Source organism: Enterobacter sp. TMH.L2, assembly GCF_050847315.1.
Classification (GTDB): domain Bacteria; phylum Pseudomonadota; class Gammaproteobacteria; order Enterobacterales; family Enterobacteriaceae; genus Cedecea.
Window position 1 is genome coordinate 3,825,440 of the sequence record NZ_CP193791.1, and the last position, 26,467, is coordinate 3,851,906.

At 56.5% G+C, this 26,467-nt stretch carries 22 protein-coding genes; 12 read left to right on the forward strand and 10 right to left on the reverse strand.

Going from position 1 to position 26,467, the window contains the following annotated elements; all coding sequences use genetic code 11:
• Positions 1-40: 40 nt before the first annotated feature.
• Together dapD and ACREYP_RS18365 are read left to right on the forward strand one after the other, a co-directional pair.
• Complete coding sequence (dapD, locus tag ACREYP_RS18360) at positions 41-865, forward strand: 2,3,4,5-tetrahydropyridine-2,6-dicarboxylate N-succinyltransferase (RefSeq protein ID WP_008456915.1); 825 nt, start codon at positions 41-43, stop codon at positions 863-865.
• Positions 866-975: 110 nt separating this feature from the next.
• Positions 976-1,365, forward strand: a complete 390-nt coding sequence (locus ACREYP_RS18365; RefSeq protein WP_008456913.1) for a DUF3461 family protein — start codon at positions 976-978, stop codon at positions 1,363-1,365.
• A 58-nt stretch (positions 1,366-1,423) separates the two neighbouring features.
• Here ACREYP_RS18365 and degP read toward each other — a convergent pair whose 3' ends face one another.
• Together degP and dgt are read right to left on the reverse strand one after the other, a co-directional pair.
• Positions 1,424-2,869, reverse strand: coding sequence for a serine endoprotease DegP (degP, locus tag ACREYP_RS18370; protein ID WP_008456911.1), 1,446 nt, complete (start codon positions 2,867-2,869; stop codon positions 1,424-1,426).
• Between the two features lie 142 nt (positions 2,870-3,011).
• Positions 3,012-4,526, reverse strand: a complete 1,515-nt coding sequence (gene dgt, locus ACREYP_RS18375) for a deoxyguanosinetriphosphate triphosphohydrolase (RefSeq protein ID WP_498881020.1) — start codon at positions 4,524-4,526, stop codon at positions 3,012-3,014.
• A gap of 94 nt (positions 4,527-4,620) precedes the next feature.
• Between dgt and mtnN the strand changes: the two genes are divergently transcribed.
• The 3 genes from mtnN to ACREYP_RS18390 are packed head-to-tail and all read left to right on the forward strand — an operon-like array spanning position 4,621 to position 6,755.
• Positions 4,621-5,319 carry a 5'-methylthioadenosine/S-adenosylhomocysteine nucleosidase gene (mtnN, locus tag ACREYP_RS18380; RefSeq protein WP_336818452.1) on the forward strand — a complete coding sequence of 233 codons (699 nt, stop codon included), beginning with the start codon at positions 4,621-4,623 and terminating at the stop codon, positions 5,317-5,319.
• A complete protein-coding gene (btuF, locus tag ACREYP_RS18385) occupies positions 5,312-6,112 on the forward strand; it encodes a vitamin B12 ABC transporter substrate-binding protein BtuF (protein WP_008456905.1) in 801 nt (266 codons plus the stop codon). The genes mtnN and btuF overlap by 8 nt, the downstream gene beginning before the upstream one ends.
• A 22-nt stretch (positions 6,113-6,134) precedes the next feature.
• Positions 6,135-6,755, forward strand: coding sequence for a TRIC cation channel family protein (locus tag ACREYP_RS18390; RefSeq protein WP_008456904.1), 621 nt, complete (start codon positions 6,135-6,137; stop codon positions 6,753-6,755).
• A gap of 49 nt (positions 6,756-6,804) precedes the next feature.
• Here ACREYP_RS18390 and erpA read toward each other — a convergent pair whose 3' ends face one another.
• Together erpA and clcA are read right to left on the reverse strand one after the other, a co-directional pair.
• Complete coding sequence (gene erpA / locus ACREYP_RS18395; protein WP_008456903.1) at positions 6,805-7,152, reverse strand: iron-sulfur cluster insertion protein ErpA; 348 nt, start codon at positions 7,150-7,152, stop codon at positions 6,805-6,807.
• A gap of 80 nt (positions 7,153-7,232) precedes the next feature.
• Entirely contained in the window at positions 7,233-8,654 is a 1,422-nt protein-coding gene (gene clcA / locus ACREYP_RS18400) for a H(+)/Cl(-) exchange transporter ClcA (protein ID WP_336818440.1), read from the reverse strand.
• A 177-nt stretch (positions 8,655-8,831) separates the two neighbouring features.
• On the opposite strand from clcA, the gene hemL reads away from it, so the two are divergent.
• A complete protein-coding gene (gene hemL, locus ACREYP_RS18405; protein ID WP_336818439.1) occupies positions 8,832-10,112 on the forward strand; it encodes a glutamate-1-semialdehyde 2,1-aminomutase in 1,281 nt (426 codons plus the stop codon).
• A gap of 107 nt (positions 10,113-10,219) precedes the next feature.
• On the opposite strand, the gene fhuB is transcribed toward hemL, so the two are convergent.
• The 6 genes from fhuB to hrpB all read right to left on the reverse strand — a co-directional run bounded on the left by fhuB (position 10,220) and on the right by hrpB (position 21,578).
• Positions 10,220-12,196: a Fe(3+)-hydroxamate ABC transporter permease FhuB gene (gene fhuB / locus ACREYP_RS18410; RefSeq protein ID WP_336818438.1), complete on the reverse strand. Its 1,977-nt coding sequence runs from the start codon at positions 12,194-12,196 to the stop codon at positions 10,220-10,222.
• On the reverse strand, positions 12,193-13,095 hold the full coding sequence (gene fhuD / locus ACREYP_RS18415; RefSeq protein WP_336818437.1) for a Fe(3+)-hydroxamate ABC transporter substrate-binding protein FhuD: 903 nt from the start codon (positions 13,093-13,095) through the stop codon (positions 12,193-12,195). Before fhuD ends, fhuB begins: the two co-directional genes overlap by 4 nt.
• Complete coding sequence (fhuC, locus tag ACREYP_RS18420) at positions 13,095-13,892, reverse strand: Fe3+-hydroxamate ABC transporter ATP-binding protein FhuC (protein WP_008460370.1); 798 nt, start codon at positions 13,890-13,892, stop codon at positions 13,095-13,097. Before fhuC ends, fhuD begins: the two co-directional genes overlap by 1 nt.
• Positions 13,893-13,940: 48 nt before the next feature.
• Positions 13,941-16,178: a ferrichrome porin FhuA gene (gene fhuA / locus ACREYP_RS18425; protein WP_008460369.1), complete on the reverse strand. Its 2,238-nt coding sequence runs from the start codon at positions 16,176-16,178 to the stop codon at positions 13,941-13,943.
• Between the two features lie 255 nt (positions 16,179-16,433).
• Complete coding sequence (gene mrcB, locus ACREYP_RS18430) at positions 16,434-18,992, reverse strand: bifunctional glycosyl transferase/transpeptidase (RefSeq protein ID WP_008460368.1); 2,559 nt, start codon at positions 18,990-18,992, stop codon at positions 16,434-16,436.
• A 150-nt stretch (positions 18,993-19,142) separates the two neighbouring features.
• Complete coding sequence (gene hrpB, locus ACREYP_RS18435; protein WP_008460367.1) at positions 19,143-21,578, reverse strand: ATP-dependent helicase HrpB; 2,436 nt, start codon at positions 21,576-21,578, stop codon at positions 19,143-19,145.
• Between the two features lie 73 nt (positions 21,579-21,651).
• Between hrpB and thpR the strand changes: the two genes are divergently transcribed.
• The 6 genes from thpR (at position 21,652) to folK (ending at position 26,432) form a co-directional block, all read left to right on the forward strand.
• A complete protein-coding gene (gene thpR, locus ACREYP_RS18440; protein ID WP_008460365.1) occupies positions 21,652-22,191 on the forward strand; it encodes an RNA 2',3'-cyclic phosphodiesterase in 540 nt (179 codons plus the stop codon).
• Positions 22,192-22,896: a DNA/RNA nuclease SfsA gene (sfsA, locus tag ACREYP_RS18445; protein WP_166993583.1), complete on the forward strand. Its 705-nt coding sequence runs from the start codon at positions 22,192-22,194 to the stop codon at positions 22,894-22,896.
• A 191-nt stretch (positions 22,897-23,087) separates the two neighbouring features.
• Positions 23,088-23,543, forward strand: coding sequence for an RNA polymerase-binding protein DksA (dksA, locus tag ACREYP_RS18450; protein ID WP_008460361.1), 456 nt, complete (start codon positions 23,088-23,090; stop codon positions 23,541-23,543).
• Between the two features lie 71 nt (positions 23,544-23,614).
• Positions 23,615-24,499 carry a tRNA glutamyl-Q(34) synthetase GluQRS gene (gene gluQRS / locus ACREYP_RS18455; protein ID WP_336818435.1) on the forward strand — a complete coding sequence of 295 codons (885 nt, stop codon included), beginning with the start codon at positions 23,615-23,617 and terminating at the stop codon, positions 24,497-24,499.
• Positions 24,500-24,555: 56 nt separating this feature from the next.
• Positions 24,556-25,956, forward strand: a complete 1,401-nt coding sequence (gene pcnB / locus ACREYP_RS18460) for a polynucleotide adenylyltransferase PcnB (RefSeq protein WP_213715251.1) — start codon at positions 24,556-24,558, stop codon at positions 25,954-25,956.
• Positions 25,953-26,432: a 2-amino-4-hydroxy-6-hydroxymethyldihydropteridine diphosphokinase gene (gene folK, locus ACREYP_RS18465; protein WP_008461854.1), complete on the forward strand. Its 480-nt coding sequence runs from the start codon at positions 25,953-25,955 to the stop codon at positions 26,430-26,432. The genes pcnB and folK overlap by 4 nt, the downstream gene beginning before the upstream one ends.
• Positions 26,433-26,467 lie beyond the last annotated feature (35 nt).

Consider the following 26,467-nt stretch of genomic DNA (forward strand, 5'->3'; position numbering starts at 1 on the left):
CAAAAGTTGAAAGGTAAGTCACAATCAGGAAATGTTCATCATGCAGCAGCTACAAAATGTAATCGAAACCGCTTTCGAGCGTCGCGCCGAGATCACCCCGGCAAATGTTGATACCGTGACCCGCGAAGCGGTAAATCAGGTGATTGCCCTGCTCGACAGCGGTGCGCTGCGCGTTGCTGAAAAAATTGATGGCCAGTGGGTTACTCACCAGTGGCTGAAGAAGGCGGTACTGCTTTCTTTCCGCATTAACGACAACAAAGTTATCGAAGGTGCAGAAAGCCGCTATTTCGATAAAGTCCCGATGAAATTCGCCGACTACGACGAAGCGCGCTTCCAGAAAGAAGGTTTCCGCGTTGTGCCACCGGCGGCAGTACGCCAGGGCGCGTTCATCGCACGTAACACCGTGCTGATGCCATCCTACGTCAATATCGGTGCTTATGTTGATGAAGGCACCATGGTCGACACCTGGGCAACCGTGGGCTCTTGCGCGCAGATCGGTAAAAACGTTCACCTGTCCGGCGGTGTCGGCATCGGTGGCGTACTGGAACCACTGCAGGCTAACCCAACCATCATCGAAGACAACTGCTTCATCGGCGCGCGTTCCGAAGTGGTTGAAGGCGTGATCGTTGAAGAAGGTTCCGTGATCTCCATGGGCGTTTACATCGGCCAAAGCACCCGCATCTATGATCGCGAAACCGGTGAAGTCCACTACGGCCGCGTGCCAGCAGGCTCCGTTGTCGTTTCCGGCAACCTGCCTTCAAAAGACGGCTCTTACAGCCTGTACTGTGCGGTGATCGTGAAGAAAGTAGACGCCAAAACCCGCGGTAAAGTGGGCATCAACGAACTGCTGCGTACCATCGACTAAGTTTTTTGCACCAAAAGGCGGGTTATCCCGCCTTTTTTGCATCTGGCACTAGCGGAAAAGGAATTTTCCGTTAACTCTCTAATGGTTATTGATATTGAAGGGTACCGCTTATGTACGATAATTTAAAAAGTCTGGGTATTACCAATCCTGATGAAATCGATCGTTACAGCCTCCGGCAGGAAGCCAACAACGATATCCTGAAAGTCTATTTCCAGAAGGATAAGGGCGAGTTTTTTGCCAAAAGCGTGAAGTTTAAATACCCACGCCAGCGCAAAACCGTGGTGGCCGATGGCGTAGGCCAGGGCTACAAAGAAGTGCAGGAGATCAGCCCCAACCTGCGCTATGTGATCGATGAACTCGATCAGCTTTGCCAGCGTGACCGCACCGAAGTCGATCTTAAGCGTAAGATCCTCGACGATTTGCGCCACCTCGAGTCCGTGGTGACCAACAAGATCAGCGAAATTGAATCCGATCTGGAAAAACTGACTCGCAATAAGTAGTGCAGAACTCAATAAAAAAAGGGCCGCAAACGCGGCCCTTTTCAGCTCTACACGAAGATTACTGCATCAGAAGGTAAATCTGCGCATCACCGCGCTGGATGCTCAGCGCCATCACCGACGGCTTGCTGTCCATCACTTTACGCAGCTCAGCGATATTGTTCACCGCCTGCTGGTTCACGCCGACGATAATGTCACCTTTTTTCAGGCCAATACGCGCGGCCGGGGTATTTGGCTTCACGCTGGTGACCTGCACGCCTTTCTGGTCTTTACCGCCGCGGTTGCTCATCTCCGCACCTTCAATACCGGTGAAGATAGTGGCGGCATCAACCTGATTCTGAGTGCTTTGCTGCAGCTCCAGACTCACCGTCACTGGCTTGCCATCACGCAGCAGACCCAGCGAGATTTTGCTGCCCACTGGCATAGAACCCACTTCTGCGCGCAGTGCGGCAAAACTACTGATCGCCTTGCCGTTCAGCGTGGTGATCACATCTCCTGCTTTGATCCCTGCTTTAGCCGCGGAAGAGTTCGGCATGACCTGGCTGACAAACGCGCCACGCTGAGCGTCGACTTTCATCGCTTTCGCCAGCTCGGAGTTCAGCTCAGTGCCCATAATCCCCAGCTCGCCGCGACGAACCTGACCGTACTGCACCATCTGAGCGGTCAGGTTTTTCACCATGTTACTCGGGATAGCAAAGCCGATACCGATGTTGCCGCCGTCCGGGGCCAGAATCGCCGTGTTGATACCGATAAGCTCGCCGTTCAGGTTAACCAGCGCCCCGCCGGAGTTACCGCGGTTGATCGCCGCATCGGTCTGGATAAAGTTTTCGTAGTTTTCCACGTTCAGGCCGCTACGGCCCAGCGCAGAAACGATACCGGAGGTCACGGTTTCGCCCAGGCCATATGGGTTACCGATGGCTACGGTGTAATCACCTACGCGCAGCGCGTCGGAGTCGGCAATTTTAATCGCCGTCAGATTTTTAGGATCCTGCAGCTGAATCAGCGCGATATCGGAGCGTGGGTCTTTACCCACCACTTTGGCGTCAAACTTACGGCCATCGCTTAGCTGAACTTTAATCACGGTGGCGTTATCCACCACGTGGTTGTTGGTCACGACATAGCCTTTCGCCGCATCAATAATTACCCCAGAGCCCAGGGCCATAAATTTCTGCTGCTGGCTGCCTCCGTCACCACCACCGCCCTGAGCACCACCGCCCTGGCAGAAAGGTGAGCTTTGGAACGGCGAACCGTCCTGGCAGAACGGGGAATTGTCGCCGAAGAATTGCTGGAAATTACGCCCCATACGCGGAGTATTTACCGTTGTGCTCCCTTCAACGTTGATACTCACCACTGAAGGCATCACCTGCTCCAGCATCGGCGCAAGGCTTGGCAGCGGCTGCGCAGCAGATGCGGAAGAGGCCGTCTCAGCGGCGGAGGCAGACATCGGACTCAGCGCCAAACCCAGACTAAGAGCCAGCGCACTCATTGCTAACGTGGTTTTTTTCATGGAATCATCTCAACTTTCAAATAACGCAAAATTGCTGTGTTGGTACACCATTCAGAGTGAAGTTTACGCGCTAAGTTCAGCGCTTAAGTGCATGGAAAAAGTAAAAATTTATTCTCTATCTTTACAAAACTCCCGAGAAAACTCACTCCACCGCCATCAGGCGTCGATACTCATCCCAGGCATATAAATCGGTCATTCCACTGATGTAATCCTGAATAAGCCTTGCACGGAAATAGTATTCCCACACGGAAAAATCAAGGCTTGCCGGGTGCAAAGCGCTCACCGCTTCTACATAGGCAAGCCTATGTTTAGTTGAAAGTTTGTGGAAAAGTCTTGATTCAATAGGCAGACGACGCAGGCTTTCCTTGCTCACCAGCTCCGTGAAGTCCTCCGTTGAAAGCTCGAGTAAGGGACTGTAAATATCCAGTAAACCGCTGATAACCCGATAACCCTGCAGCTCCAGTTGCTCAATATCCGGGTGGCTGAAGACCTGCCGCACGGCCACCTGCTTGTACAGCTCCAGCAGTCGGGCATACGGGCTGTCGTCCTCCAGCAGCGCATGATTGAACTCGCCGGAATAAATCTCAGGCAAATTGTCGATAAAACGCTGGGCGGCATACGGCGCCAGTTTGTTTAGCGTATTGACGCGCAGGTACATAAAGAACTGATCTTCCGCACTGCGGCGCATTTGGTTGGTGCGGGATTTCTCCCAGGCATCTTTGACTACCAGCTCAAAGAGATCGCCTTTCTTCTGCTCGCCCCAGGACTCGCTCAGATGCTGATAAAGCTGCTCGACGCTGAAAATACGTTTCTCAACGGCATCTTCGAGATCCGCCACGCAGTAAGAAATATCGTCCGCTGCCTCCATGATCCAGGTTAGCGGAAAACGGCTGTACTCGCCCAGGTTCAACTCTTTGCGCAGGCGCTCGATGTATCCTTCTTCCGACAAATAAAAGCCCGGCTTCTTCATCAAATAAGCGTGGCTTGCTGGCGGCTTTTGGGCAAACCAGGCCGGGCGGGTGTATTTGAGAATGCAGCCGACCTGCGCCCAGGTCAGGTTCATCCGCAGCAGGCTGTGCACCAGCCGGATGCCTTGCGCATTCCCTTCAAAATGGCACAAGTCCTGGCGAACTTTGCTGCGTAACGTATTTAATCCCTCTTCGCCTTCGCGCAGCCGGAGCACCTCCACCTTGCAGCGATCGTCACTGCGTGGCTGTCCGCCGCTGTCTTTCGGCTGCAGACGCTGGCGGAACCAGTCGTTAATCGCCGACTCGCCAAAATGCCCGAACGGCGGATTGCCGATGTCATGCATCAGGCAGGCCATTTCCACTATGCTTTCAAACGGGCCAGTTAGCTCATCCAGCCCATATTTCTCCAGCGCCTTCTGCTCTTTCAGGCGGCTAAGGATCTCTTTGGCAATGTAGCGCCCGACCTGCTGCACCTCCAGCGAATGGGTAAGACGGGTGCGCACGGCAGCATTACGCTCCAGCGGGAAGACCTGCGTTTTCTGCTGCAGGCGGCGAATTGCGGGAGAATTAATGATCCTGCCGCGATCGCTTTCGAAGATACGCAGGATCTCAAGTTCGCTCTTCTCTCCTTCGGGCGAGCGGAAGCGTCGGTGCCAGTTAATTTTTTTGCGGAAGTCTATTTCGCTCATGCCCACTCCTGTTCCGTTGATAAGGAGACTGTATGCCATGATAGACTATGCCCCGAAAATTGAGTCATGTTCCACCACATTAGCGAGTATCTCTATGAAAGCAGGCATTATTGGTGCAATGGAAGAAGAAGTTACGCTGCTGCGTGACAAAATCGAAAACCGTCACACTCTGAGCATCGCCGGTTGCGAAATTTATACCGGGACGCTGAACGGCGTTGAAGTCGCGCTGCTGAAGTCCGGCATCGGCAAAGTTTCTGCGGCCATGAGTGCTACGCTGCTGCTGGAACACTGCAAGCCAGACGTGATCATCAACACCGGTTCCGCAGGTGGCCTGGCGCCGACGCTGAAAGTGGGTGATATCGTGGTATCTGAAGAAGTGCGTTATCACGATGCTGACGTCACTGCTTTCGGTTACGAATATGGCCAGATGGCGGGCTGCCCGGCAGCTTTCATTGCCGATAAAAAGCTTATTGAGGCAGCAGAAACCTGCATTAAAGAGCTGGATCTGCACGCGGTTCGCGGCCTGATCGTCAGCGGCGATGCGTTTATTAACGGCTCAGTGGCGCTGGCAAAAATTCGCCACAACTTCCCGCAGGCCGTGGCGGTAGAAATGGAAGCGACGGCCATCGGCCACGTTTGCCATAACTTCAACACGCCGTTTGTGGTTGTACGCGCCATCTCCGACGTGGCCGATCAGCAGTCCCACCTGAGCTTCGAAGAATTCCTGGCCGTCGCCGCCAAGCAATCCACCCTGATGGTGGAAAAACTGGTTCAGCACCTGGCTCGTGGCTAAGCTCATCCTTTGGCGCGGGGCGACCGCCCTGCTCCTTTGCCTCCCGGCGCTGCTGTTTGCGGCGCCTCGGGTCATCTCCCTCTCTCCCGCTAATACAGAACTGGCCTTCGCCGCCGGTATCACCCCTATTGCGGTGAGCGCTTACTCTGATTACCCGCCGCAGGCAAAGCAGATTGAACAGTTAGCCAACTGGCAGGGCGTGAACTTCGAGCGCATCGTTGCCCTGAAACCGGACGCAGTCCTCGCCTGGCGAGGTGGTAACCCGGACAGGCAGGTAAACCAACTGGTTTCGCTGGGCATTAAGGTCATCTGGCTGGATCCTAAAAGTGTTGCCGACGTTGAGGCCGCGCTGCGTCAGCTAGCCCCGCTCAGTCCAACACCAGAAAAGGCAATCAAAGCCGCAGAGACGCTATCCCGGCAGTTTGCAGAGCTAAAAACTCGCTACAGCCATACCCAAAGCAAAAAAGTGTTCCTGCAGTTCAGCCAGCAGCCGCTGTTTACCACCAGCAAAGATTCCATTCAGAACGAAGTCGTTGAGCTTTGCGGTGGACGCAATATTTTCGCTGACAGCCGGGTTCCCTGGCCGCAGGTCAGTCGCGAGCAGGTTCTGACGCGCCAGCCGCAGGCTATTATTATCTCGGGCGATGCGAGCAATATTCCGTCGGTGCAGCAGTTCTGGAGTAATCAGTTGAAAGTTCCGGTTATTGCCGTGAATGATGACTGGTTTACTCGCTCGGGCCCGCGTATTATCCTCGCCGCAAAACAGCTCTGCGAAGAGCTGGCGAAAGCTTAACGTCATGCTCTGAGGGTCATAAATGCTGGTCTATTGGCTGGATATTGTCGGTACCGCCGTGTTCGCTATTTCCGGCGTTTTGTTGGCCGGAAAGCTGCGGATGGATCCCTTTGGCGTGCTGGTGCTTGGGGTAGTTACCGCGGTAGGCGGGGGAACCATCCGCGATATGGCGTTAGCCAACGGCCCGGTATTCTGGGTGAAAGATCCCACGGACCTTGTCGTCGCCATGGTGACCTGTATGCTGACGATCGTCCTGGTTCGCCAGCCGCGACGCCTGCCTAAGTGGGTACTTCCCGTGCTGGATGCCGTCGGCCTGGCCGTGTTTGTTGGCATCGGCGTCAATAAAGCGTTTCTGGCCCATGCCAGCCCGCTGGTTGCAATCTGCATGGGCGTAATCACTGGCGTAGGCGGCGGGATCATCCGCGACGTATTGGCTCGTGAAGTCCCGATGATTCTGCGCACCGAGATTTATGCCACCGCCTGTATTATTGGCGGTATTGTCCACGCCACGGCTTACCACACCTTTAACGTCCCGCTGGAGCAGGCCAGTATGATTGGTATGGTGGTCACGCTGGCGATTCGCCTGGCGGCCATCTACTGGCACCTTAAACTGCCGACCTTTGCGCTAAATGACCGACAATAGCGATAAAAAAGCCGCGTTTGATACGCGGCTTTTTTATTTCAGCAACTTATCAGATGCTGAAGGAGGAACCACACCCGCAGGTGCTTTTCGCGTTCGGGTTAGTCACCACGAAGCGGGAGCCTTCCAGGCCTTCGCTGTAATCCACCGCGCCACCGACCAGGTATTGCAGGCTCATTGGATCCACAACCAGGGCAACGCCCTGCTTCTCTATGGTCATATCGCCGTCGTTGATCTGGTCGTCAAAGGTAAAGCCATACTGGAAGCCGCTGCAACCACCACCGGTGATATAGACGCGAAGTTTCAGATTCGGGTTCTCTTCGTCTGCAATCAGACTTTTCACTTTATTGGCTGCGGCTTCGGTAAACTGCAGCGGCAGCGCTACTACGTCATCACTCATTTTTTGCTCCCAACAATTAACAAGTCGGGCAGAAAACAACCCGCACTTTTGCGGCATTATCTAATACCCGAGTAATTCGTTCAAGTATTCTGCCCGGCGGAAGCCTGCTCGCCCGCACGCGCTTTCTCAGCTTCTTGTTTTGCCAGAGTTCTTGCCAGAATCACCGAGTATAGCGGTTTCCCGCCCAAAAATTGTGCCAACAGTGTCGCCCCAAGACAGGTGATAATCATTGGCAGAATGAGCTGGTAATTATCCGTCATCTCAAGCACCAGCACGATAGCGGTGAGCGGTGCACGCAGTGAGGCGGCGAGTAACGCTCCCATTCCGGCAATCGCAAAGGTGCCCATATCAAGATGATACGCGGGGAACCAGGCGGCACAAGCCGTGCCAAACGCGGTGCCAAGCAGCGTGCCCAGCGCCAGCATCGGGGCAAAAATACCGCCCGGTGCACCGGAGGAGAAACAGAGTAAAGTGGTGATGACCCGAGCGATGAACAGGAACAGCAGCATGCCGATGGTGTAATTCCCCACGGCCGCAATCGGGATAAGGCTAAACCCGCCGCCGGACGCCGCCTGCTGAATAAGCCCCAGCACACCGCAAAGCCCGCCAATAAGCCCGCCGATCAGCACCCACTTCTTAATGTTGCCGCCGTGAATGCGCTGGAACATATCCTGAGCGCCGATCACCAGCCGGTTAAACACCACGCCGACAATGCCAAAAATCATGCCGAGGATCAGATACAGCCAGAGCGTGTTGACCGGCGCATCCGCAAGTTTGCCCACCTGAATCACCGTGGTTTCGGTATTAAAGATCCGAAACACGATGCTCGACATAATCACGCCGATAAACACCGCTTTTATCGAAATCAGGTTATAGCGGAACTGGGTACGCATCTCTTCGATGATAAACAGGATCCCGGCCAGCGGCGCATTAAATGCCGCAGACAGCCCGGCAGCAGCGCCAGTTGCCAGCAGCGAATGACGAGCTTCCGCACTTTTCATGCGGAAAATGTCCGTCACCATACGCCCGATGTTACCGCCAAGCTGTACGGTCGGCCCTTCACGCCCCAGCACCATTCCCGCGCCGAGCGTGCCCATCCCGCCGATGAATTTCACCGGGATCACGCGCCACCAGCGCACCGGCCGCAAATCCTCCAGTGCCCCTTCGATTTCAGGAATGCCCGACCCACCGGCTTCAGGCGCGAAACGACGCACCAGAAAATAGCCGACCATCGCCAGCAGCGCCGAGCTGATAAACGCCAGCGGCCACACCAGCCAGGCGCTGTCCGCGACCTGCGCCAGCATACCGATACGGTGCTGAAGCACCCAGTTAACCGACTTCTCAAACGCCACGCCGACCAGGCCCGCTAGCGTGCCAACCACCGCGGCCATCAGCAAAATCATTAGCGGCATTTTATCCTGGCCAATCAGACGACGCAGAATCGCTCCGCGACGCTGTTGGACGCTTTGCGCCTGATCGAGAGAGTTATGGGCTAAATTCATGGTTCCGAACCGGTTAGTCATACAAATAAGGCGGGCATTTTACCCACAGAAAAGACCTTCGTCTTATTAAATTAGCTAATAAACCGTAACGTTTGATTTGGGCAAATATTTCAACGCGAGGCAGGTTTCACATAGAATAGCCCGCTGTCACCATTTCCACGAATCAGGAGCCGATTCATGAGTAAGTCTGAAAACCTGTACGCCGCAGCCCGCCAGGTCATTCCCGGCGGCGTTAACTCTCCGGTACGCGCCTTTACCGGCGTAGGCGGAGTGCCTCTTTTTATCGAGCGTGCGGACGGGGCTTACCTGTATGACGCAGACGGTAAAGCCTATATCGATTACGTTGGCTCATGGGGCCCAATGGTGCTCGGCCACAATCACCCGGCGATCCGCAACGCGGTCATTGAAGCCGTTGAGCGCGGCCTGAGCTTTGGGGCGCCAACCGAAATGGAAGTGAAAATGGCGGAGCTGGTTTGTGAGCTGGTGCCGACCATGGACATGGTTCGTATGGTGAACTCCGGCACCGAAGCCACCATGAGCGCTATCCGCCTCGCTCGCGGCTACACTGGCCGGGATAAAATCATCAAATTCGAAGGCTGCTACCACGGCCACGCGGATTGCCTGCTGGTGAAAGCCGGTTCCGGGGCTCTGACGCTCGGCCAACCAAACTCTCCAGGCGTGCCGGCTGACTTTGCGAAGCACACCCTGACCTGCACCTATAACGATCTGGCCTCCGTGCGCGAAGCCTTTGAGCAATATCCTCAGGACGTGGCCTGTATCATCGTTGAACCCGTCGCGGGCAACATGAACTGTATTCCTCCGCATGCGGACTTCCTGCCGGGCCTGCGAGCGCTGTGCGACGAATTTGGTGCACTGCTGATTATTGATGAAGTGATGACCGGCTTCCGCGTGGCGCTGGCGGGCGCCCAGTCTTACTACGACGTCGAACCAGACCTGACCTGCCTCGGCAAAATCATCGGCGGCGGGATGCCAGTCGGCGCCTTCGGTGGCCGTCGCGAAATCATGGACGCGCTGGCACCAACGGGCCCGGTTTACCAGGCGGGCACGCTCTCCGGGAACCCTATCGCCATGGCGGCGGGCTTCTCCTGCCTGACAGAAGTGTCGCAGCCCGGCGTTCATCAGACCCTGACCGAGCTGACGGAAATGCTGGCTAACGGCCTGTTGAATGCGGCTAAAGCAGAAAACCTCCCACTGGTGGTGAATAACGTCGGCGGCATGTTCGGCCTGTTCTTCACCGATGCCGAAACCGTCACCAGCTATAAAGACGTGGTTGCCTGCGATGTAGAGCGCTTCAAGCGCTTCTTCCACCTGATGCTGGAAGAAGGTGTATACCTTGCGCCGTCTGCGTTTGAGGCGGGCTTTATGTCCGTGGCGCATAGCAAAGAAGATATTCAGCGGACCATCGACGCGGCACGCCGCGTGTTTGCGAAGCTGTAATTTTACCCTCACCCCGGCCCTCTCCCTGGAAGGGCGAGGGGGAAAACAGCAGATTTATGCTCTTTTCAGTTCCCTCTCCCCTTTGCGGAGAGGGTTAGGGTGAGGGGTTACCGCCCCTGCTTTCTCAGCAAATAAACGAAATAAGGCGCACCGATAAATGTTGCCAGCAGCCCCGCCGGCACCTGATTCGGGAAAAGAATCATCCTGCCGCACCAGTCCGCCAGAATCATTAACATCCCGCCAAAAATCCCGGCCATCGCTATCTGCGGCATTGCCCTGCGGAAGCCAAGCATGCGAGCAATATGTGGCGCCATCAGCCCGACAAAACTCAGCGGGCCGACGATTAACGTCGCCGTGGCGGTAAGCGTTGCCGCCAGCAACAGCAGCGCAAAGCGCGATGGTGTTAACGCCATTCCCACCGCCCGTGCGGTGGCACCGCCCAGCGGTAAAATTACCAGCCAGCGGCGCAGTAGCGGCGTGATGGCTAACAGCCCAACCATGACACCCAACGTTCTGACTGCCTGCTCGCCTGTAACGTTATACGTCGAGCCAGAAATCCAGGTCAGCAGCGTCGCCATACGTGGATCGCCGCTTGCCATCAGCATCATCAGTAGCATGGTAAAGGCGGTGCTGAGCGCCATCCCGGCCAACAGCATACGCTGAGGAGAAAACCCGCCTCGTCCGGCAGCCATCATGATGATCAGCAGCGTTACCGCCGCACCAAGACTGCCCGCCGGCAACAGCCAGACAAACGCGTTCCCCGGCACAATAAACAGCATCAACACCACGCCGAAGGCCGCGCCGGAGCTAATACCCAAGACTTCCGGACTTGCCATCGCGTTGCCGGTTAACCGCTGGATAAGGCAGCCCGCAACCGCCAGCATCACGCCTGCGGTCAAAGCCGCCATAACGCGCGGCCAGCGCCACGGCAGCACATCGTCAAAGAGCGCACCACTTAACCATCGCCAGCCGTGTGCGTCACGCCCCAGTGCCAGCGCGGCGGCAATCACCAGCAGCAGAATGACAAGTCCCGTGGCCACCCAAAGCAGCACACGCTGGCGTTCAGCCTGAACATGATCTCCGGCGCTCATGGACGGCGCACCGCTGGTACGCAGACGAGGCAGCAGCCACAGCAGGATAGGTGCGCCAATCAGCGCAGTGACCGTCCCGGTAGAGACTTCACCCCACACGCTGGAAAGCCAAACTACCACCTGGTCAGACAGCCAGAGAATCAGCGCCCCAATGAGCGGAGCCAGGCACAAACGAGCAACCAGGCGCCGAGCCCCCAGCATTTTTGCCAGCAGCGGCGCAAACAGCCCGATAAAACCAACGATCCCGACCGCATTAACCAGCTGAGCACTGATCACAATCGCCAGCGCCAGCGTCACCAGCCTGACCAGCGAAAGCGCGAGGCCCAGATTACGCGCCACGCCATCATCCAGTCCCATCAGCGTCAACGGACGCAGCAGCAGCAGCGTTAGCAGCAGGCCGCCCAGCAGGCGTGGCCACAGACTCTCAACGCTGCTCCAGTCCTGTTGATTGAGCGATCCAGTGCTCCACAGGAACATATTCTGCAGCTGGTCATGGTGGAAGATTGCCAGCAGTTGGTTGACCGCCCCGCAATAAAGACTCAGCACCAGGCCCGCAAGAATCAGCGTGACCGGCGACATCCGCTTGCCCCAGGCGACGCCAAAAACAAGCAGGCCAACGACCGCCGCACCAATCAGCGCCGCAAACGGCTGGGCAGCCAGCGGCAGCACCCAAAGCGTAGCAACCGTGACGCCAAGCTGAGCCCCGCTGGCTACACCAAGCGTTGTCGGCTCCGCCAGAGGATTGCGCAGCACCTGCTGGAACAGCACGCCGACGAGACCCAGCCCGGCACCAACCAACAGCGATATTGCGAGACGCGGCAGCAGACTGAAGTGAAACAGCATCTGTTGAACATTGTCGATGTCCGGCTGGATAAAAGCACTGCGCCACTGCGAAGAGGGTAAGACGCCATGCATGTTATGCAGCGTCAGCCACAGCGCACAAACAAATAGCACCAGCAGCAGGCTGGCGGGGAAAATAACGTGACGTCTCATCGGGCCAGGCTCCTCAGGCCGTCGTCCAACACGCGGGCAAAGTGCATAGCCGACATGGTCGTGCCATAAAGCCAGACGGCGGGAACTTGCTGAAAACGGTTCTGGCGGATAAACGGCATCGCTTTCCACAGCGGCGTGGCCGTCACCTGGCGGGCCACCGCTTCGTTTTTATGATCGAAGCACAGCACATCGGCGTCTTTTATCGCCGCCAGGCGTTCAATCCCAACGACCGCCGTCCCCCAGAAGTTCGTTTCTTCATGCCAGGCATTCTTCACCCCCAGCAAATCCATCACCTGCTCGAACAAGCTGTGCTTGCCCACCACCAGCGCATGGCGATTATCCAAAAATGACATCAGCAGCACTGGACGGTTGCCGCGCGCGGCAAAGCGAAGCTTCATGCTGGCAATAAACGCATCAAATTCGGCCAGATGCCGACTGGCGGCCTGCTGCATACCCAGCGTATCCCCCAGTTGAATGAGCGATTTACGCGCAATATCCAGCGGCTTGCCGGAGCCATCGTTAAAATTGAACCCAAGCCCAGGGGCGATACGGGTGATTTTTTCCGGCGAAGGGCCGTAGCCCGCAGAATAGAGAATCAGCGATGGTTTTAGCTGCGCCATCAGCTCGAGGTTAGGTTCGGTGCGCAGGCCAACATCAATCACGCCTTCCGGCAGCTTAGGTTCGTTCACCCAGATTTGGTAATTAGGGATGTCGGCGACGGCCATCGGCGTGACGCCGAGCGCCATCATCAGCTCAACGGGCAGCCATTCCAGGGCGATGATGCGTTTTGCATCCGGCACCGCCGCCTGCGCGGCAGGTAATTTTAGCAGCAGCGGTGAAAGCGCCATCGCCGCCAAAAGGCGGCGACGGGTTAAAATAAAGTCATTCATACGGCTCATCAATAAACAAAACTCACCGGCGCAGCCCCCGCCGGGTGCGGCAGGATGCCCATCGGAATACCGTAGATATGCTCCAGCGTATCACTTTGCATTAAGGCTTCCGGCGTCCCTTGCGCGATCATTTCGCCACCGCGTAGCGCCACCAGATTGTCGCAGTACCGCGCAGCCATATTAATGTCGTGCAGAACGGCAACCACCGTCAGGCCGCGCTCCTGGCTAAGGCGATGGATCAGCGCCAGCACGTCCACCTGATGCGCGATATCCAGCGCAGACGTCGGCTCATCCAGCAGCAGGCAGCGGCTATCCTGCGCCACCAGCATGGCGATCCATGCCCGCTGGCGCTCGCCGCCGGACAGGCTGTCTACCAGACGATGCGCAAACGGCTTCAGCCCTACCAGACTGATTGCCTCATCCACCAGCTCACGGTCAGCCACGCCAAAGCGCCCTAAAGCCCCATGCCACGGGTAACGGCCAATCGCCACCAGCTCACGCACCGTCATACCCTCAGCGGCAGGAAGCTGCTGGGGAAGATAGGCCACCTGCCGGGCAAAAGCTTTGCTGCCCCAGCTGTCCAGCGGCTGTGAGTTCAGCAGAATTTCACCCTCAGAAGGTTTCTGGTGGCGACCCAGCATTTTCAGCAGCGTCGATTTACCGGAGCCGTTATGGCCAATCAGGCCAGTGACTTTGCCCACCGGGAAGGTGATAGACAGCGGATGGAGTAGCGTGCGGCCGGGCACGCGAAACGTGACATCAGTGAGGCTAAAAGTCGTGTCGGGATGAAGCTGTTTATCCTGCATGGTAGCCATCTTAGTGAAGGGCACGGCGAACCGTGCCCGGGAGACAAGTTAGAAGCGGAAGGTCGCGGTAGCAACCACCTGACGCTCAGCGCCCCAGAAGCAACCGTAGGTGTCGAAGCAACTGGCAACGTATTCACGGTCAAGCAGGTTATTCACGTTGACCGCAATGCTGGAGCCGTTCAGGCCGAAGCGACCGAGGTCATACTTCACGACCGCATCCATAACCGCAGCGCTGCCCACCTTGAAGGTGTTAGCCGGGTCACCGTAGCTGGAGCCGATAAAGCGTCCACCAGTCCCCAGCGTCAGGCCACTCAGGATGCCGCTGTTGAAGGTGTAATCCCCCCACAGGGAAGCCATATGTTTAGGAACCTGAACCGGGCTATTGCCCTGAAGGGTCGTGTCTTTAGTGTACTGCGCATCGGTGTATGTGTAGGAAGCCGTCACGTTAATGTTGGCGTTCAACGCCGCCTTCGCTTCCAGCTCTACGCCACGCGCACGGACTTCGCCCGCCGGAACCTGATTCAGAGCGTTCGTCGGATCAGTCATCAGGGTATCGGTTTTCGTCAACTGATAAACTGCACCCGTCACAACGATCGGCATATCCTTAGGCACATATTTCACACCAGCTTCATACTGCTCACCTTTGGATGGCTGATAGGCCACACGAGGTGTGCTGTAGAGACTGAACGCGTTCGGCTCAAAGGATTGGCTGTAGCTGAAGTACGGAGAGATTCCGTTGTCGAACAGGTAGTTAACTCCACCGCGCCAGGTAAACTGGTGATCATTACGGTCTATATAACCGTTATCACTGCGAACTGTGGTTGCCTGTTTAGACCAGTCATAGCGTCCACCCAGCGTCATCACCCACTTGTTCCACTCCGCCTGATCCTGCACGTAAAGACCCGTTTGCTTACTTTCGTTCATCTGGTAAGGCACAGCGCTGCCAAAATCGACATCGCTCATTGAGGGCAGATTGTTTAGATCGAGGGCAGGTGCATTACCAAACAGAGCGCTAATGTCATTACGCATGCGCATATAATCCACACCGGTTAACAGCGTGTGATCGATAGCTCCGGTTGCAAATTTACTCTGTAGCTGAGTATCTACGCTAAAGTTTTGCAGACGTTCATTATCAACAACGGTACCACGCCCTAAATAGTGAGCTTTTTGCTCTGCAGTCAGTGCCTGACAGTAGACATTGAAAGCATTCATGCTGTTGTTGCACAGCCCGGTACCATAAGCGCTTTGTTGAGCAACTTTCATTTCAGAGAAACGCAGGTTTTGACGCACGGTAAAGGTGTCGTCGAAACCATGTTCAAAGCTATAGCCCACCATTTTCTGGTTACGGGAATAGCTATTGTTAGTTGCCGCTTCGTTGAAGCTGGTCGACAGACGCCCACCGTTTGGCAACGGTTGAACGGTACCTTCTTTCGGCAGCCAGCCGTAATAGCCTGTATCAGGCTCATTCTGGAAGTAAGACAGGAAGGTGAAGTTTGTCTTGTCGTCAGGACGCCATGAGAAAGAGGGTGCAATGGCATAACGTTTCTGTTTGGCATTATCCTGCTGCTCGTTATTAGAGCGCGCAACGCCGGTCAGGCGATAAGAATAAACACCCGCATCATCCAGGGCATCGCTGAAGTCAAAGCCTGTCTGATACAGGTTGTCCGTGCCCATTTTGAACTGAATTTCATGCAGCGGCTCGGTAGTCGGTCGCTTGCTGACCATATTCACAATACCTCCCGGGCTGCTTTTGCCGTACAGCACGGAAGTTGGACCGCGCATCAGCTCCACGCGCTCCAGCATATAAGGGTCAATGACCGCGTCGTTATAGAAATCACCCTGCATTTTCAGGCCATCCAGATAGTTATTCTGATTCAGGCCCACGGATGAAAAACCACGGATAATGACAAAGTCGTAGGTATTGGAAGCACCACGGCTGCTAACCGTTACGCCCGGCGTATAGCCCAGCGCTTCTTTCACAGACTGGAATTGATGCATCTGCATCTCTTCGCTGGTCACCACCGAAATAGACTGCGGGGTCTTTTCAATGGGGGTATCGGTTTTGGTCGCCGTGGCGCTGCGTTTAGCGGCGATGGTTGGCGATGGCCCCCATGCGCTTTCGGCAGGCACTGCGGCGGCTGAAACGGTGATAGTGTCTTCTTTTTTGGTCGTGCCGGTGTCCGCCGCGAAGCTATTAACGCTGACGGTGCCCACCGCCGCCGCCACAAACAGGGCAAGCTTACGGACAGGGTTTTTGGCTGGCTGACCTGGGAGTGAACGCGCCATGATATTTTCTCTGGTGAAGTGGTAAATGATAACGTAAACGATAATTATTATTATGCCCGCAGGATAATAGACGAAACGCTGGCTGCATAGCAAGCGCCTCACACCCTCAGGCTTATTAAGGGAATAAGAAATAACCAGATGGTTTATGTGGTGTTAATTGGGCGTGAAATTTAAGATAAGAAACGCGTTATGGCGGACAAAAAAGCAAAAAAAAACCTCCCCCGGTTAGGGAGAGGTTTGTAAGTGAAGCGAGGCTTAATTGCTGCCGAACATGTCCTTAATCCAGCCGGCAACGCCGTCGCTCTTCTGTTCCTGAGCGGGCTGTTGCTGCTGAGGCTGCTGCTGCGGTTGTTGCTGCGGCTGCTGGCCTGCTGGCGCCTGGCTGAATGGATTAGCCGACTGCTCTTCCTGCTGACTTTGCTGGCAAAGCGCGCTCGGGTTCGTCGTCCAGACAGGCAGCACACGGTCACCACCGCCGCTACACATGAAGTAACCCGCGCCGTTGACGCCCATGTCCACGATATCTTCCGGCTGGGTCAGATCCAGCGGGATCGGAGACTGGTTTGACAGATAACGCTGGTACAGCGACATTGCGCCGCTGGCACCATACAGCTTGGTTGGCTGGTTGTTATCACGTCCTACCCAGGTAATGGTCACTTCACGGCCATCAACGCCGGCAAACCAGGTATCCACGTTGTTGTTGGTGGTCCCCGTTTTCCCGGCCAGATGCAGGTTCGGGTATTTCCCGCCCAGCGCACGGCCTGTACCGCGAGCCACCACCTGCTGCATACCAAACAGCGTCAGATAAGCGGCCTGCGCAGGCACCGCCTGCTCCGCCTGTGGGAAGCTCTGATACAGCACGGTGCCGTCTTCAGCAATCACCGACCGCAGCGCGGAAAGCGTGGCGCGGTTCCCGCCACTGGCAATCGTCTGGAACGCCTGCGCAACCTGAATAGGCGTCAGGTTCAGCGCCCCCAGAATCATCGCCGGCACCGGATTAAGCTGGTCTTTGGGTACCCCAAGCTTGGTCCAGGTATCGGTAATGGCCGGCAGGCCCAGCGTCATCCCCAGGTTTACGGTTGGCACGTTCATCGAACGCGTCAGCGCATCCACCAGCATCACTTGCCCGCTGTACTGGTGGTTATCGTTCTGCGGCGACCAGACCTGGCCATTCGACAGTTTGATGCCAATCGGGGCATCGGCAAGCCAGGTGTTCAGGCGGAACTTATCCGGCTGGCTCAACGCCGTCAGATAAGTGGCCGGTTTTGCCAGCGAGCCAATGGAGCGACGAGCCTGCAGCGCACGGTTAAAGCCCGCAAACTGCGGTTCAGCGCCGCCGACGACCGCGCGAACTTCACCGGTAAAGCGGTCAACAATGACCATCGCCGCTTCCAAGTCGTTCAGCTTACGGGAAGCACGCAGCACCGGAACGCCTTCGGTCACTGCTTTTTCTGCCGCATCCTGAGACACGGAGTCAAAGGTGGTGAAGATCTTCACGCCGGACAGGTCTTTCACCTTGTCGCCCAGCTTATCCTGAAGCTCCTGACGCACCATCTGCATAAAGGCTGGCTGTGGCGAAATCACGCCGCCGCGAGGCTGCACGCCCAGAGGACGCGCGCTCAACATGTCGTACAGCTCCTGATCGATAACTTTCTGTTCCTGCAGCAGGCGCAGGACCAGATTACGACGTTCAAGCGCCAGCTTCGGATTTCGCCATGGGTTATACAGCGATGCCCCTTTCACCATACCTACCAACAGCGCCTGCTGGTCGAGGCTAAGCTCTTCCACCGGGCGGCCGAAGTAATACAGGCTGGCCAGCGGGAAGCCACGAATCTGATCGTCGCCGCTCTGGCCGAGGTACACCTCGTTCAGATACAGCTCAAGAATGCGATCTTTGTCGTAGCGAGCATCCATGATCAGCGCCATGTAGGCTTCGTTGGCTTTACGCCACAGCGTACGCTGGTTGCTCAGGAAGAGGTTTTTCACCAGCTGCTGAGTCAGCGTACTGCCGCCCTGCACCGCTCGCCCGGCCGTCAGGTTAGCGACAACGGCGCGGCCAATAGAGTAAATGCTGATCCCGTCGTGCTCATAGAAATGGCGGTCTTCGGTAGCAATCAGCGTGTCCACCAGCAGATCCGGGAAGCCGGAACGCGGCACGAACAGGCGCTGCTCACCGTTTGGCGAAGAAAGCATGGTGATCAGCCGCGGGTCGAGGCGGAAGATACCGAAGCTGCGGTTATTATCCATGTTCTGGATAGATTCCAGATGGCCACCGTCGAACACCAGGCGAGCGCGAATCTGCCCTTCTTTACCGTCCGGGAAGTCAAACGGGCGGCGAATCAGCTCGATGTTGTTCCCCTGCACGGTGAACTCGCCCGGGCGAGTCATGCTCGACACCTGCCGGTACTGCGTCGCTTCCAGCAGCTTCACCATCTCCGCTTTGCTGTAAGGCATATCTGGCTCAAGGTTTACCATGCGGCCATAGACCGCCGCCGGAAGCTGCCAGACTTTGCCGTCAATGCGGCTGCGGATCTGCTGATCGAGGTACACGCCGTAAATAACCAGCACCACAAAGAAGATGATCGCCAGCTTCACCAACAGCCAGAAGAAACGGCGTTTTTTCGACGGGCGGCCCGAGCCTTTCCCCTTACCTTTTCCTTTCCGCGGCGGCATAGGTTCTTCGTCCTCGTAATCATCGTCTTCGTACTCGTCGTCATACTCCTCTTCCTTGAGTCGACGACGGCTCACCTTCTCTTTCGCCGGACGCGTTGGTTTTCCTTTACGTCCAATAGGCTCGCGGTCATTCCCCGCCATGCATCTTCTCCACAAAAGTTCAGGCGCAAAGGCCCGATTCTCCGTTCTTCCGCGTAATACGAAAGAAGAAATCTCTCAAAAAAAAACAACCGGACATTCTTTTCAAGAATGCCTTTTCATGCTTGCTCCCTCTCCCATTGGAAGAAGGTATCAGGAATACTTTTTCGTCCGGCGCGTCGGGGCAGTATTCGCCGGATCGTCCGGCCAGACGTGCTTCGGGTAACGTCCCTTCATCTCTTTTTGCACTTCGCGCCAGGCCCCGTTCCAGAACGCCGTTAAATCACGGGTGATCTGCAACGGCCGCTGCGCCGGAGATAATAGCTCAAGCACCAGCGGAACGCGCCCCTCGGCGATGCAAGGCGTCTGTGCTTCACCAAACATTTCCTGAATACGCACCGCCAGTACCGGCGGATTTTCGCTGTCATAGCGAATCGCAATCTGGCTTCCGGTCGGCACAGTGTAATGAGTTGGCAGGGCACTATCCAGCCGTTGACGCATTGGCCAGTCAAGCAAGTTGCCCAGCGCCCGGCTAAGGTCGATATTTTTCAACGCACGTAGCGAATGCACGCCGCGCATTTCCGGCAGCAGCCAGTCTTCGAGCTTTGCCAGCAGGGAGTCATCGTCCACCGCAGGCCATTTCTGCTCCGGCAGCCAGCGAGCCGCGCAGCTCAGGCGCAACCGCAGCTGCTGGGCTGGAACGGACCACTCCAGCAGGCCCAGCCCGCGTTCACGAATGCCGTTTAAAATCGCCTGCTGCATTTCCTCTTCGGAAGGCTTCGCTAGCAGCTGAGTTTTCACCACTAATTTGCCGATCTGACGCCGCCGCCAGGCTTTTAACGCCCCCCGCTCTTCATCCCACTCCACCGAATCACTTTCCGTCAGCAGATGCGGGATACGAACGACAAGCTCTTCAACATCCAGCGGCAGCGCCAGCAGGATGCGGGCATCCGGCGACTGGCTGCCCTGCAGCAAAAGCGGCGCTATCATCCATTCATGCCGCGTCATGGCGTCATCCTGCTCCAGCATCGCACCCATGCCGTTGGCTAACTGATAGCGACCTTCTGCCCCGCGCCGCCGGGCGATACGGTCGCTAAACCCGCTTGCCAACAGCGGCATGGCTAGCGAGATATCCGGCTCCCCGCTTCGGGCATTTATTCTTTTCAGCAGCTGAGCGGCGCGCTGCCGCCAGTTACCGTTCCTGCTGTCGAAAAGTGACCGCAAATCGCCGCCGCCCTGAGTACGCGGCGGTTCCTCCAGGATTGCCGCCAGCCACGCGGCTGTGGCCTGCTCATCCGGCGTTTTGGCCGTCACCAGCATTGAGGCAAGACGCGGATCGTTACCCATTTTCGCCATTTTTTGCCCTTCTGCCGTCAGGCGTTGCTGCTCGTCAACGGCCCCTAGCTGACGTAGCAGACGTTGAGCTGCCGCCAGGTTGACCTCCGGCGGCGCATCAAGCCAGGTTAGCTGGCGCACGTCCTGGCTGCCCCATTGCAATAGCTCCAGCAACAGGCCGGATAAATCGCTTTGTAAGATTTCCGGTTCGCTCTGGGCCGCCGCACGTTCGGCCTGGTCGGCGGCGATCAGATGCAGGCATATACCCGGCTCCAGACGCCCGGCGCGTCCGGCCCGCTGGGTCATTGAGGCTTGACTCACACGCTGAGTGACCAGCCGGGTCAGCCCGGTACGAGCGTCAAAGCGAGCGACGCGCTCCTGCGCTGCATCCACCACCAGGCGGATACCTTCAATGGTCAAACTGGTTTCAGCAATGTTAGTCGCCAGCACTACTTTTCGGGTTCCTGCCGCAGCGGGCAGAATCGCTTTACGCTGCTCGCTCAGAGGTAAAGCGCCGTACAGCGGGCAAAGCTGAACATCGCTCGGCACTCGCTCTTTGAGTTGTTCCTGTACACGCTGAATTTCACCCACGCCGGGTAAAAACAGCAGCAGCGATCCTGACTCTTCACGCAGCAGCCCGGCCACGGCAGCGGCAACTGCGTCATCAAAGCGCTGATGCGCTGGCAAAGCCATGTAGCGGCGCTCAACCGGGAAAGCACGACCTTCAGAGGTAATCACCGGTGCATCCGGCAGGCATTGCTGCAGACGCTGGTTGTCCAGCGTCGCCGACATAATCAGAATTTTAAGGTCATCGCGAAGCCCGGCCTGCACGTCCAGCAGCAGCGCCAGGGCGAGATCGGCCTGTAAACTGCGCTCGTGAAATTCATCGAGGATCACAAGCCCAATACCGTTGAGCTCGGGATCCTGTTGGATAAGCCGCGTTAGAATCCCTTCGGTCACCACCTCAAGCCGGGTGTTTGGCCCCACACAGCTGTCAGCTCGCATCCGGTAGCCGACAGTTTCACCCGGTTTCTCACTCAATAATTCGGCCAGCCGCTGAGCAACATTGCGGGCGGCAAGGCGACGAGGTTCAAGCAGCAGAATGCGGCCTTCCAGCTTACTCTGCTGAAGGATTTGCAGCGGCAGCCAGGTAGATTTACCTGCGCCGGTAGGGGCATTGAGCAATACTTGCGGGGCGTACTCGAGCGCTTTCAGCACTTCCGGCAGTACGGCCGCAACCGGTAATGAGGACACAAATGGCTCCAAAGGGTTAACATCGGCAGTCGCGCATTGTAGCATCCCGCCAAACCATAACCGAGAGACAAGCATGGCCGAAAATCGACGCCTGTTTTTTGCCCTGACGTTACCGTCCGAGGTTCAGCAGCAAATCATTCACTGGCGAGCCGCCCAGTTCCCGGCGGATGCTGGCCGACCGGTAGTCGCGGCCAATCTGCACCTCACGCTGGCGTTTTTGGGGAAGGTCTCCGAAGAAAAACGCCAGGCACTGTGTCGCCTCGCCGGAAGAATTAACCAGCCCGGCTTTACGCTGCGCCTGGACGATGCCGGGCAATGGCTTCGCTCAAGCGTCGTCTGGCTGGGGCCACGCCAGGCTCCGCGCGGCCTGCTGCAACTGGCCAATATGCTACGCTCCCAGGCCGCTCGCAGCGGCTGCTATCAGTCTCCGCAGCCGTTTCATCCCCACGTGACGCTTTATCGCAATGCCATACGCTCCGTGGCGATCCCCGCCCCGGGCTTTAGCTGGCAATTTCAGGTGAATGAATTTTCGCTGTACGAGTCCGTTTTTGAACAGGGTAGAACCCGCTATCAGGCGCTGGAGCGCTGGTCGCTCACTAATAAGGAAGAGTAGATGGAGTTTTCACCCGCGCTGCAGCCCGCCACGCTAATTAAACGCTATAAACGCTTTCTGGCGGACGTTGTAACCGCCAACGGCGAAACCATGACGCTGCATTGCCCCAATACCGGAGCAATGACAGGCTGTGCCACGCCGGGCGACACGGTTTGGTATTCCACATCGGCCAGCCCAACGCGCAAATACCCCCATACATGGGAGCTTACTCAAACACAAAAGGGTGAGATAATTTGCGTCAATACGTTACGAGCAAACACTCTGGTCAGAGAGATGCTGACGACATATCCTCCGACACAACTGGCGGGCTATGACAGCCTTCAGGCCGAAGTAAAATACGGTGAAGAACGCAGCAGAATTGACTTTATGTTACAAGCGAGTAACAAGGTTAACTGCTATATTGAAGTGAAATCAGTCACGTTGCTCCAGCAGGATAAAGGCTATTTTCCCGATGCTGTTAGCCTGCGGGGCCAGAAGCATTTAAGAGAGTTGATGAATGTGGTTCAGCAAGGAGAGCGCGCGGTGCTACTGTTTGCGGTTTTACATTCTGCTATAAATAGCGTCTCGCCAGCCCGCCACATTGATGAGAAATATGCGCGGCTGTTAACCGAGGCACAGCAGTGTGGGGTTGAAATTATCGCCTGGAAAGCAGAACTTTCTGCCGAGAGGATCACTCTAACTACGCCGTTGCCTGTCTATTTATAATCAGCATCTGGTTAAGGACAGATAACGTATTGTCTTTTTTATAGTCGGGTCGTTTCGCAAATAAGCTTTTCTTCACACGGTTGTCAAGAGAGGAGTTTATATAATTGCCAACCTGAAAAGCATCTGCTATTTATAGCGGCCTGATTTTACCCCGACAGGGGACCGATAAGTGCGTGTTAAGGAGAAGCAACATGCAAGAAGGGCAAAAGCGTAAAACGTCGTCCCTGAGTATTCTCGCCATCGCTGGGGTGGAGCCATACCAGGAGAAAACGGGCGAAGAGTACATGAACGAAGCCCAGCTGTCGCACTTCAAGCTTATTCTTGAAGCATGGCGTAATCAGCTCAGGGACGAGGTAGATCGCACCGTTTCGCACATGCAGGATGAAGCGGCTAACTTCCCGGACCCGGTAGACCGTGCGGCCCAGGAAGAAGAGTTCAGCCTCGAACTGCGTAACCGCGATCGTGAACGCAAACTGATCAAAAAGATCGAAAAAACGCTCAAGAAAGTGGAAGACGAAGATTTCGGCTACTGCGAATCCTGCGGTGTAGAAATCGGTATTCGTCGCCTTGAAGCACGTCCGACCGCTGATTTGTGTATCGACTGCAAAACGTTGGCAGAAATCCGCGAAAAACAGATGGCCGGCTAACGGCCCTCGGAAATGCCAAACCTCTATGGCGGGAGACTCTCCCGCCATATTACTTTATTGCACCCCAAAAAATGTCAGCTCAACTCTACATTGGCCGTTTTGCCCCCTCACCTTCCGGGGAACTGCATTTTGGCTCACTCATTGCCGCTCTTGGCAGCTACCTTCAGGCTCGCGCTCAACAGGGTCGCTGGCTGGTACGCATCGAAGATATCGATCCTCCTCGCGAAGTTCCCGGCGCCGCCGACACCATCCTCAAACAGCTTGAGCATTACGGCCTGCACTGGGATGGCGATGTGCTATGGCAATCCCACCGCCATGAGGCCTATCGCGCCGCGCGGAACTGGCTCCGGCAGCAAGGGCTGAGCTATTACTGCACCTGCACTCGCAGCCGTATTCAGCAGATCGGCGGTTTCTACGATGGGCATTGCAGAACCCTTGGCAACGGGCCACAAAACGCCGCAATGCGCCTGGTGCAAAACAACCCGGTGCTGAGCTTCCAGGACGGCCTGCGCGGGCAATTGCATGCCGATGAGTCTTTGGCGCGGGAAGATTTCATCATTCACCGTCGTGACGGTCTGTTCGCCTATAATCTTGCTGTCGTGGTGGATGACCACTTCCAGGGCGTGACGGAGATCGTGCGCGGTGCAGATTTGATAGAGCCGACGGTACGGCAAATCTCGCTATATCAGCAGTTTGGCTGGCCCGCTCCCGGCTATATTCATCTGCCACTGGCGCTCAACGAGCAGGGTTCTAAGCTTTCGAAGCAGAATCACGCGCCCGCGCTGCCGCAGGGCGATCCTCGCCCGCTGCTGGTGGAAGCGTTGCGCTTTTTAAATCAACAAGTAGCGGACGGCTGGCACGATCTGACGCTGGAAAGGCTGCTGGAGCAAGCCGTAATGAACTGGTCGCTTAATAGTGTGCCGGTGAATACATCATTCTCAAATGCCCCACACTGAGCTATGATTAGCCGCTGTTTTTTTTGTCCCTATGATTGACACTGCCGAGGTGGACTATTTTTACCCGAGTCGCTAATTTTTGCCGCAAGGTGCTTAACCGCGATGACGTCGTGGTCGAGGAGACCGAAACTCTCCCGCACATTACTGTTATCCCGCGCGATCAGCACGCTATTTCCCGCAAAGATATCAGTGAAAATGCCCTCAAGGTACTCTACCGTTTAAACAAAGCAGGCTACGAGGCTTACCTCGTCGGCGGCGGCGTCCGCGACCTGCTGCTGGGCAAAAAACCGAAAGATTTCGACGTCACCACCAGCGCGACGCCAGAACAAGTTCGCAAACTGTTCCGTAACTGCCGCCTGGTTGGCCGCCGTTTCCGCCTGGCTCACGTGATGTTCGGGCCTGAAATCATCGAAGTGGCCACCTTCCGCGGCCATCATGAAGAGCAGCAGTCTGCCGACCGTCAGACCTCGCAGCGTGGCCAGAACGGCATGCTGCTGCGTGATAACATCTTTGGTTCTATCGAAGAAGATGCTCAACGCCGCGACTTCACTATCAACAGTCTTTACTACAGCGTGGCCGATTTCTCCGTGCGGGATTACGTCGGCGGCCTGAACGATCTGAACAAAGGCATTATTCGCCTGATTGGCGACCCGGAAACGCGTTACCGCGAAGATCCGGTGCGAATGCTGCGCGCCGTGCGCTTTGCCGCCAAGCTGAATATGACCATCAGCCCGGAAACCGGCGAGCCGATTCCTCGCCTTGCCACGCTGCTGAACGATGTGCCCCCGGCGCGTCTCTTTGAAGAATCGCTCAAACTTCTGCAGGCCGGATACGGGTTTGAAACCTACCAGCTGCTGCGTGAATATCAGCTCTTCCAGCCGTTGTTCCCGATCATCACCCGCTATTTCACCGAGCAGGGCGACAGCCCGATGGAACGCATTATTGCGCTGGTGCTGAAGAACACCGATACCCGCATTCATAACGATATGCGCGTAAATCCGGCGTTCCTGTTTGCGGCGATGTTCTGGTATCCACAGCTGGAAATGGCGCAAAAGATTGCCCAGGAAAGCGGCCTCGCCTACTACGACGCCTTTGCGCTGGCGATGAATGAAGTGCTGGATGAAGCCTGCCGTGCGCTGGCGATTCCAAAACGCATTACTACGCTGGTGCGCGATATCTGGGGCCTGCAGCTTCGTCTGTCCCGCCGCCAGGGTAAACGCGCCTGGAAGCTGATGGAGCATCCTAAATTCCGGGCGTCTTACGACCTGCTGGCGCTGCGCGCGGAAGTCGAGAACAATCAGGAACTGCTGCGTCTGACCAAATGGTGGGGCGAGTTCCAGGTCGCTGCGCCGCCAATGCAAAAAGATATGCTGAACGACCTTGGCGATGAGCCTGCAGCTCGCCGCCGCACGCGTCGCCCACGCAAACGCGCGCCACGTCGCGAAGGTAATTCATGACCCTCGCGTATATCGCGCTGGGCAGTAACCAGGCGTCGCCGCTGGAGCAGGTTTCATCTGCCCTTGACGCCCTGGCCGCCATTCCACAAAGCCGAATGGTGGCCACTTCTTCGTTTTACCGCACCCCCCCGCTCGGCCCGCAGGATCAGCCAGATTATCTGAATGCTGCCGTGGTGCTGGACACCGACCTGTCTGCCGAAGCCCTTCTGGACCATACCCAACGTATTGAACTGGAGCATGGCCGCGTGCGCAAAGCAGAGCGCTGGGGGCCGCGGACGTTAGATCTCGATCTTATGCTGTTTGGCGATGAGGTGATGCACACCGAACGCCTGACTGTGCCTCATTACGACATGAAGAACCGCGCGTTTATGCTGGTTCCTCTGCTGGAAATAGCACCGGAATGCCGCTTTCCCGACGGGCAGTCTGTTGCCGCGATACTGGCTAGCCTCTCCCAGGAGGGCATCACCCGCTGGTAAACAGCGCGCCCGTATCCTGTTCTAACCTTTCTCCG

Bases quoted from the DNA above. Each gene is read 5' to 3' on its own strand.
- folK (WP_008461854.1), top strand. From the start codon at position 25,953: ATGACCCTCGCGTATATCGCGCTGGGCAGTAACCAGGCGTCGCCGCTG.
- fhuC (WP_008460370.1), bottom strand. From the start codon at position 13,892: ATGCAGGATAAACAGCTTCATCCCGACACGACTTTTAGCCTCACTGAT.
- fhuB (WP_336818438.1), bottom strand. From the start codon at position 12,196: ATGAGACGTCACGTTATTTTCCCCGCCAGCCTGCTGCTGGTGCTATTT.
- fhuD (WP_336818437.1), bottom strand. From the start codon at position 13,095: ATGAGCCGTATGAATGACTTTATTTTAACCCGTCGCCGCCTTTTGGCG.
- mrcB (WP_008460368.1), bottom strand. From the start codon at position 18,992: ATGGCGGGGAATGACCGCGAGCCTATTGGACGTAAAGGAAAACCAACG.
- thpR (WP_008460365.1), top strand. From the start codon at position 21,652: ATGGCCGAAAATCGACGCCTGTTTTTTGCCCTGACGTTACCGTCCGAG.
- dgt (WP_498881020.1), bottom strand. From the start codon at position 4,526: ATGAGCGAAATAGACTTCCGCAAAAAAATTAACTGGCACCGACGCTTC.
- gluQRS (WP_336818435.1), top strand. From the start codon at position 23,615: ATGTCAGCTCAACTCTACATTGGCCGTTTTGCCCCCTCACCTTCCGGG.
- ACREYP_RS18390 (WP_008456904.1), top strand. From the start codon at position 6,135: ATGCTGGTCTATTGGCTGGATATTGTCGGTACCGCCGTGTTCGCTATT.
- degP (WP_008456911.1), bottom strand. From the start codon at position 2,869: ATGAAAAAAACCACGTTAGCAATGAGTGCGCTGGCTCTTAGTCTGGGT.
- dksA (WP_008460361.1), top strand. From the start codon at position 23,088: ATGCAAGAAGGGCAAAAGCGTAAAACGTCGTCCCTGAGTATTCTCGCC.
- erpA (WP_008456903.1), bottom strand. From the start codon at position 7,152: ATGAGTGATGACGTAGTAGCGCTGCCGCTGCAGTTTACCGAAGCCGCA.
- hemL (WP_336818439.1), top strand. From the start codon at position 8,832: ATGAGTAAGTCTGAAAACCTGTACGCCGCAGCCCGCCAGGTCATTCCC.
- dapD (WP_008456915.1), top strand. From the start codon at position 41: ATGCAGCAGCTACAAAATGTAATCGAAACCGCTTTCGAGCGTCGCGCC.
- ACREYP_RS18365 (WP_008456913.1), top strand. From the start codon at position 976: ATGTACGATAATTTAAAAAGTCTGGGTATTACCAATCCTGATGAAATC.
- sfsA (WP_166993583.1), top strand. From the start codon at position 22,192: ATGGAGTTTTCACCCGCGCTGCAGCCCGCCACGCTAATTAAACGCTAT.
- mtnN (WP_336818452.1), top strand. From the start codon at position 4,621: ATGAAAGCAGGCATTATTGGTGCAATGGAAGAAGAAGTTACGCTGCTG.
- clcA (WP_336818440.1), bottom strand. From the start codon at position 8,654: ATGAATTTAGCCCATAACTCTCTCGATCAGGCGCAAAGCGTCCAACAG.
- fhuA (WP_008460369.1), bottom strand. From the start codon at position 16,178: ATGGCGCGTTCACTCCCAGGTCAGCCAGCCAAAAACCCTGTCCGTAAG.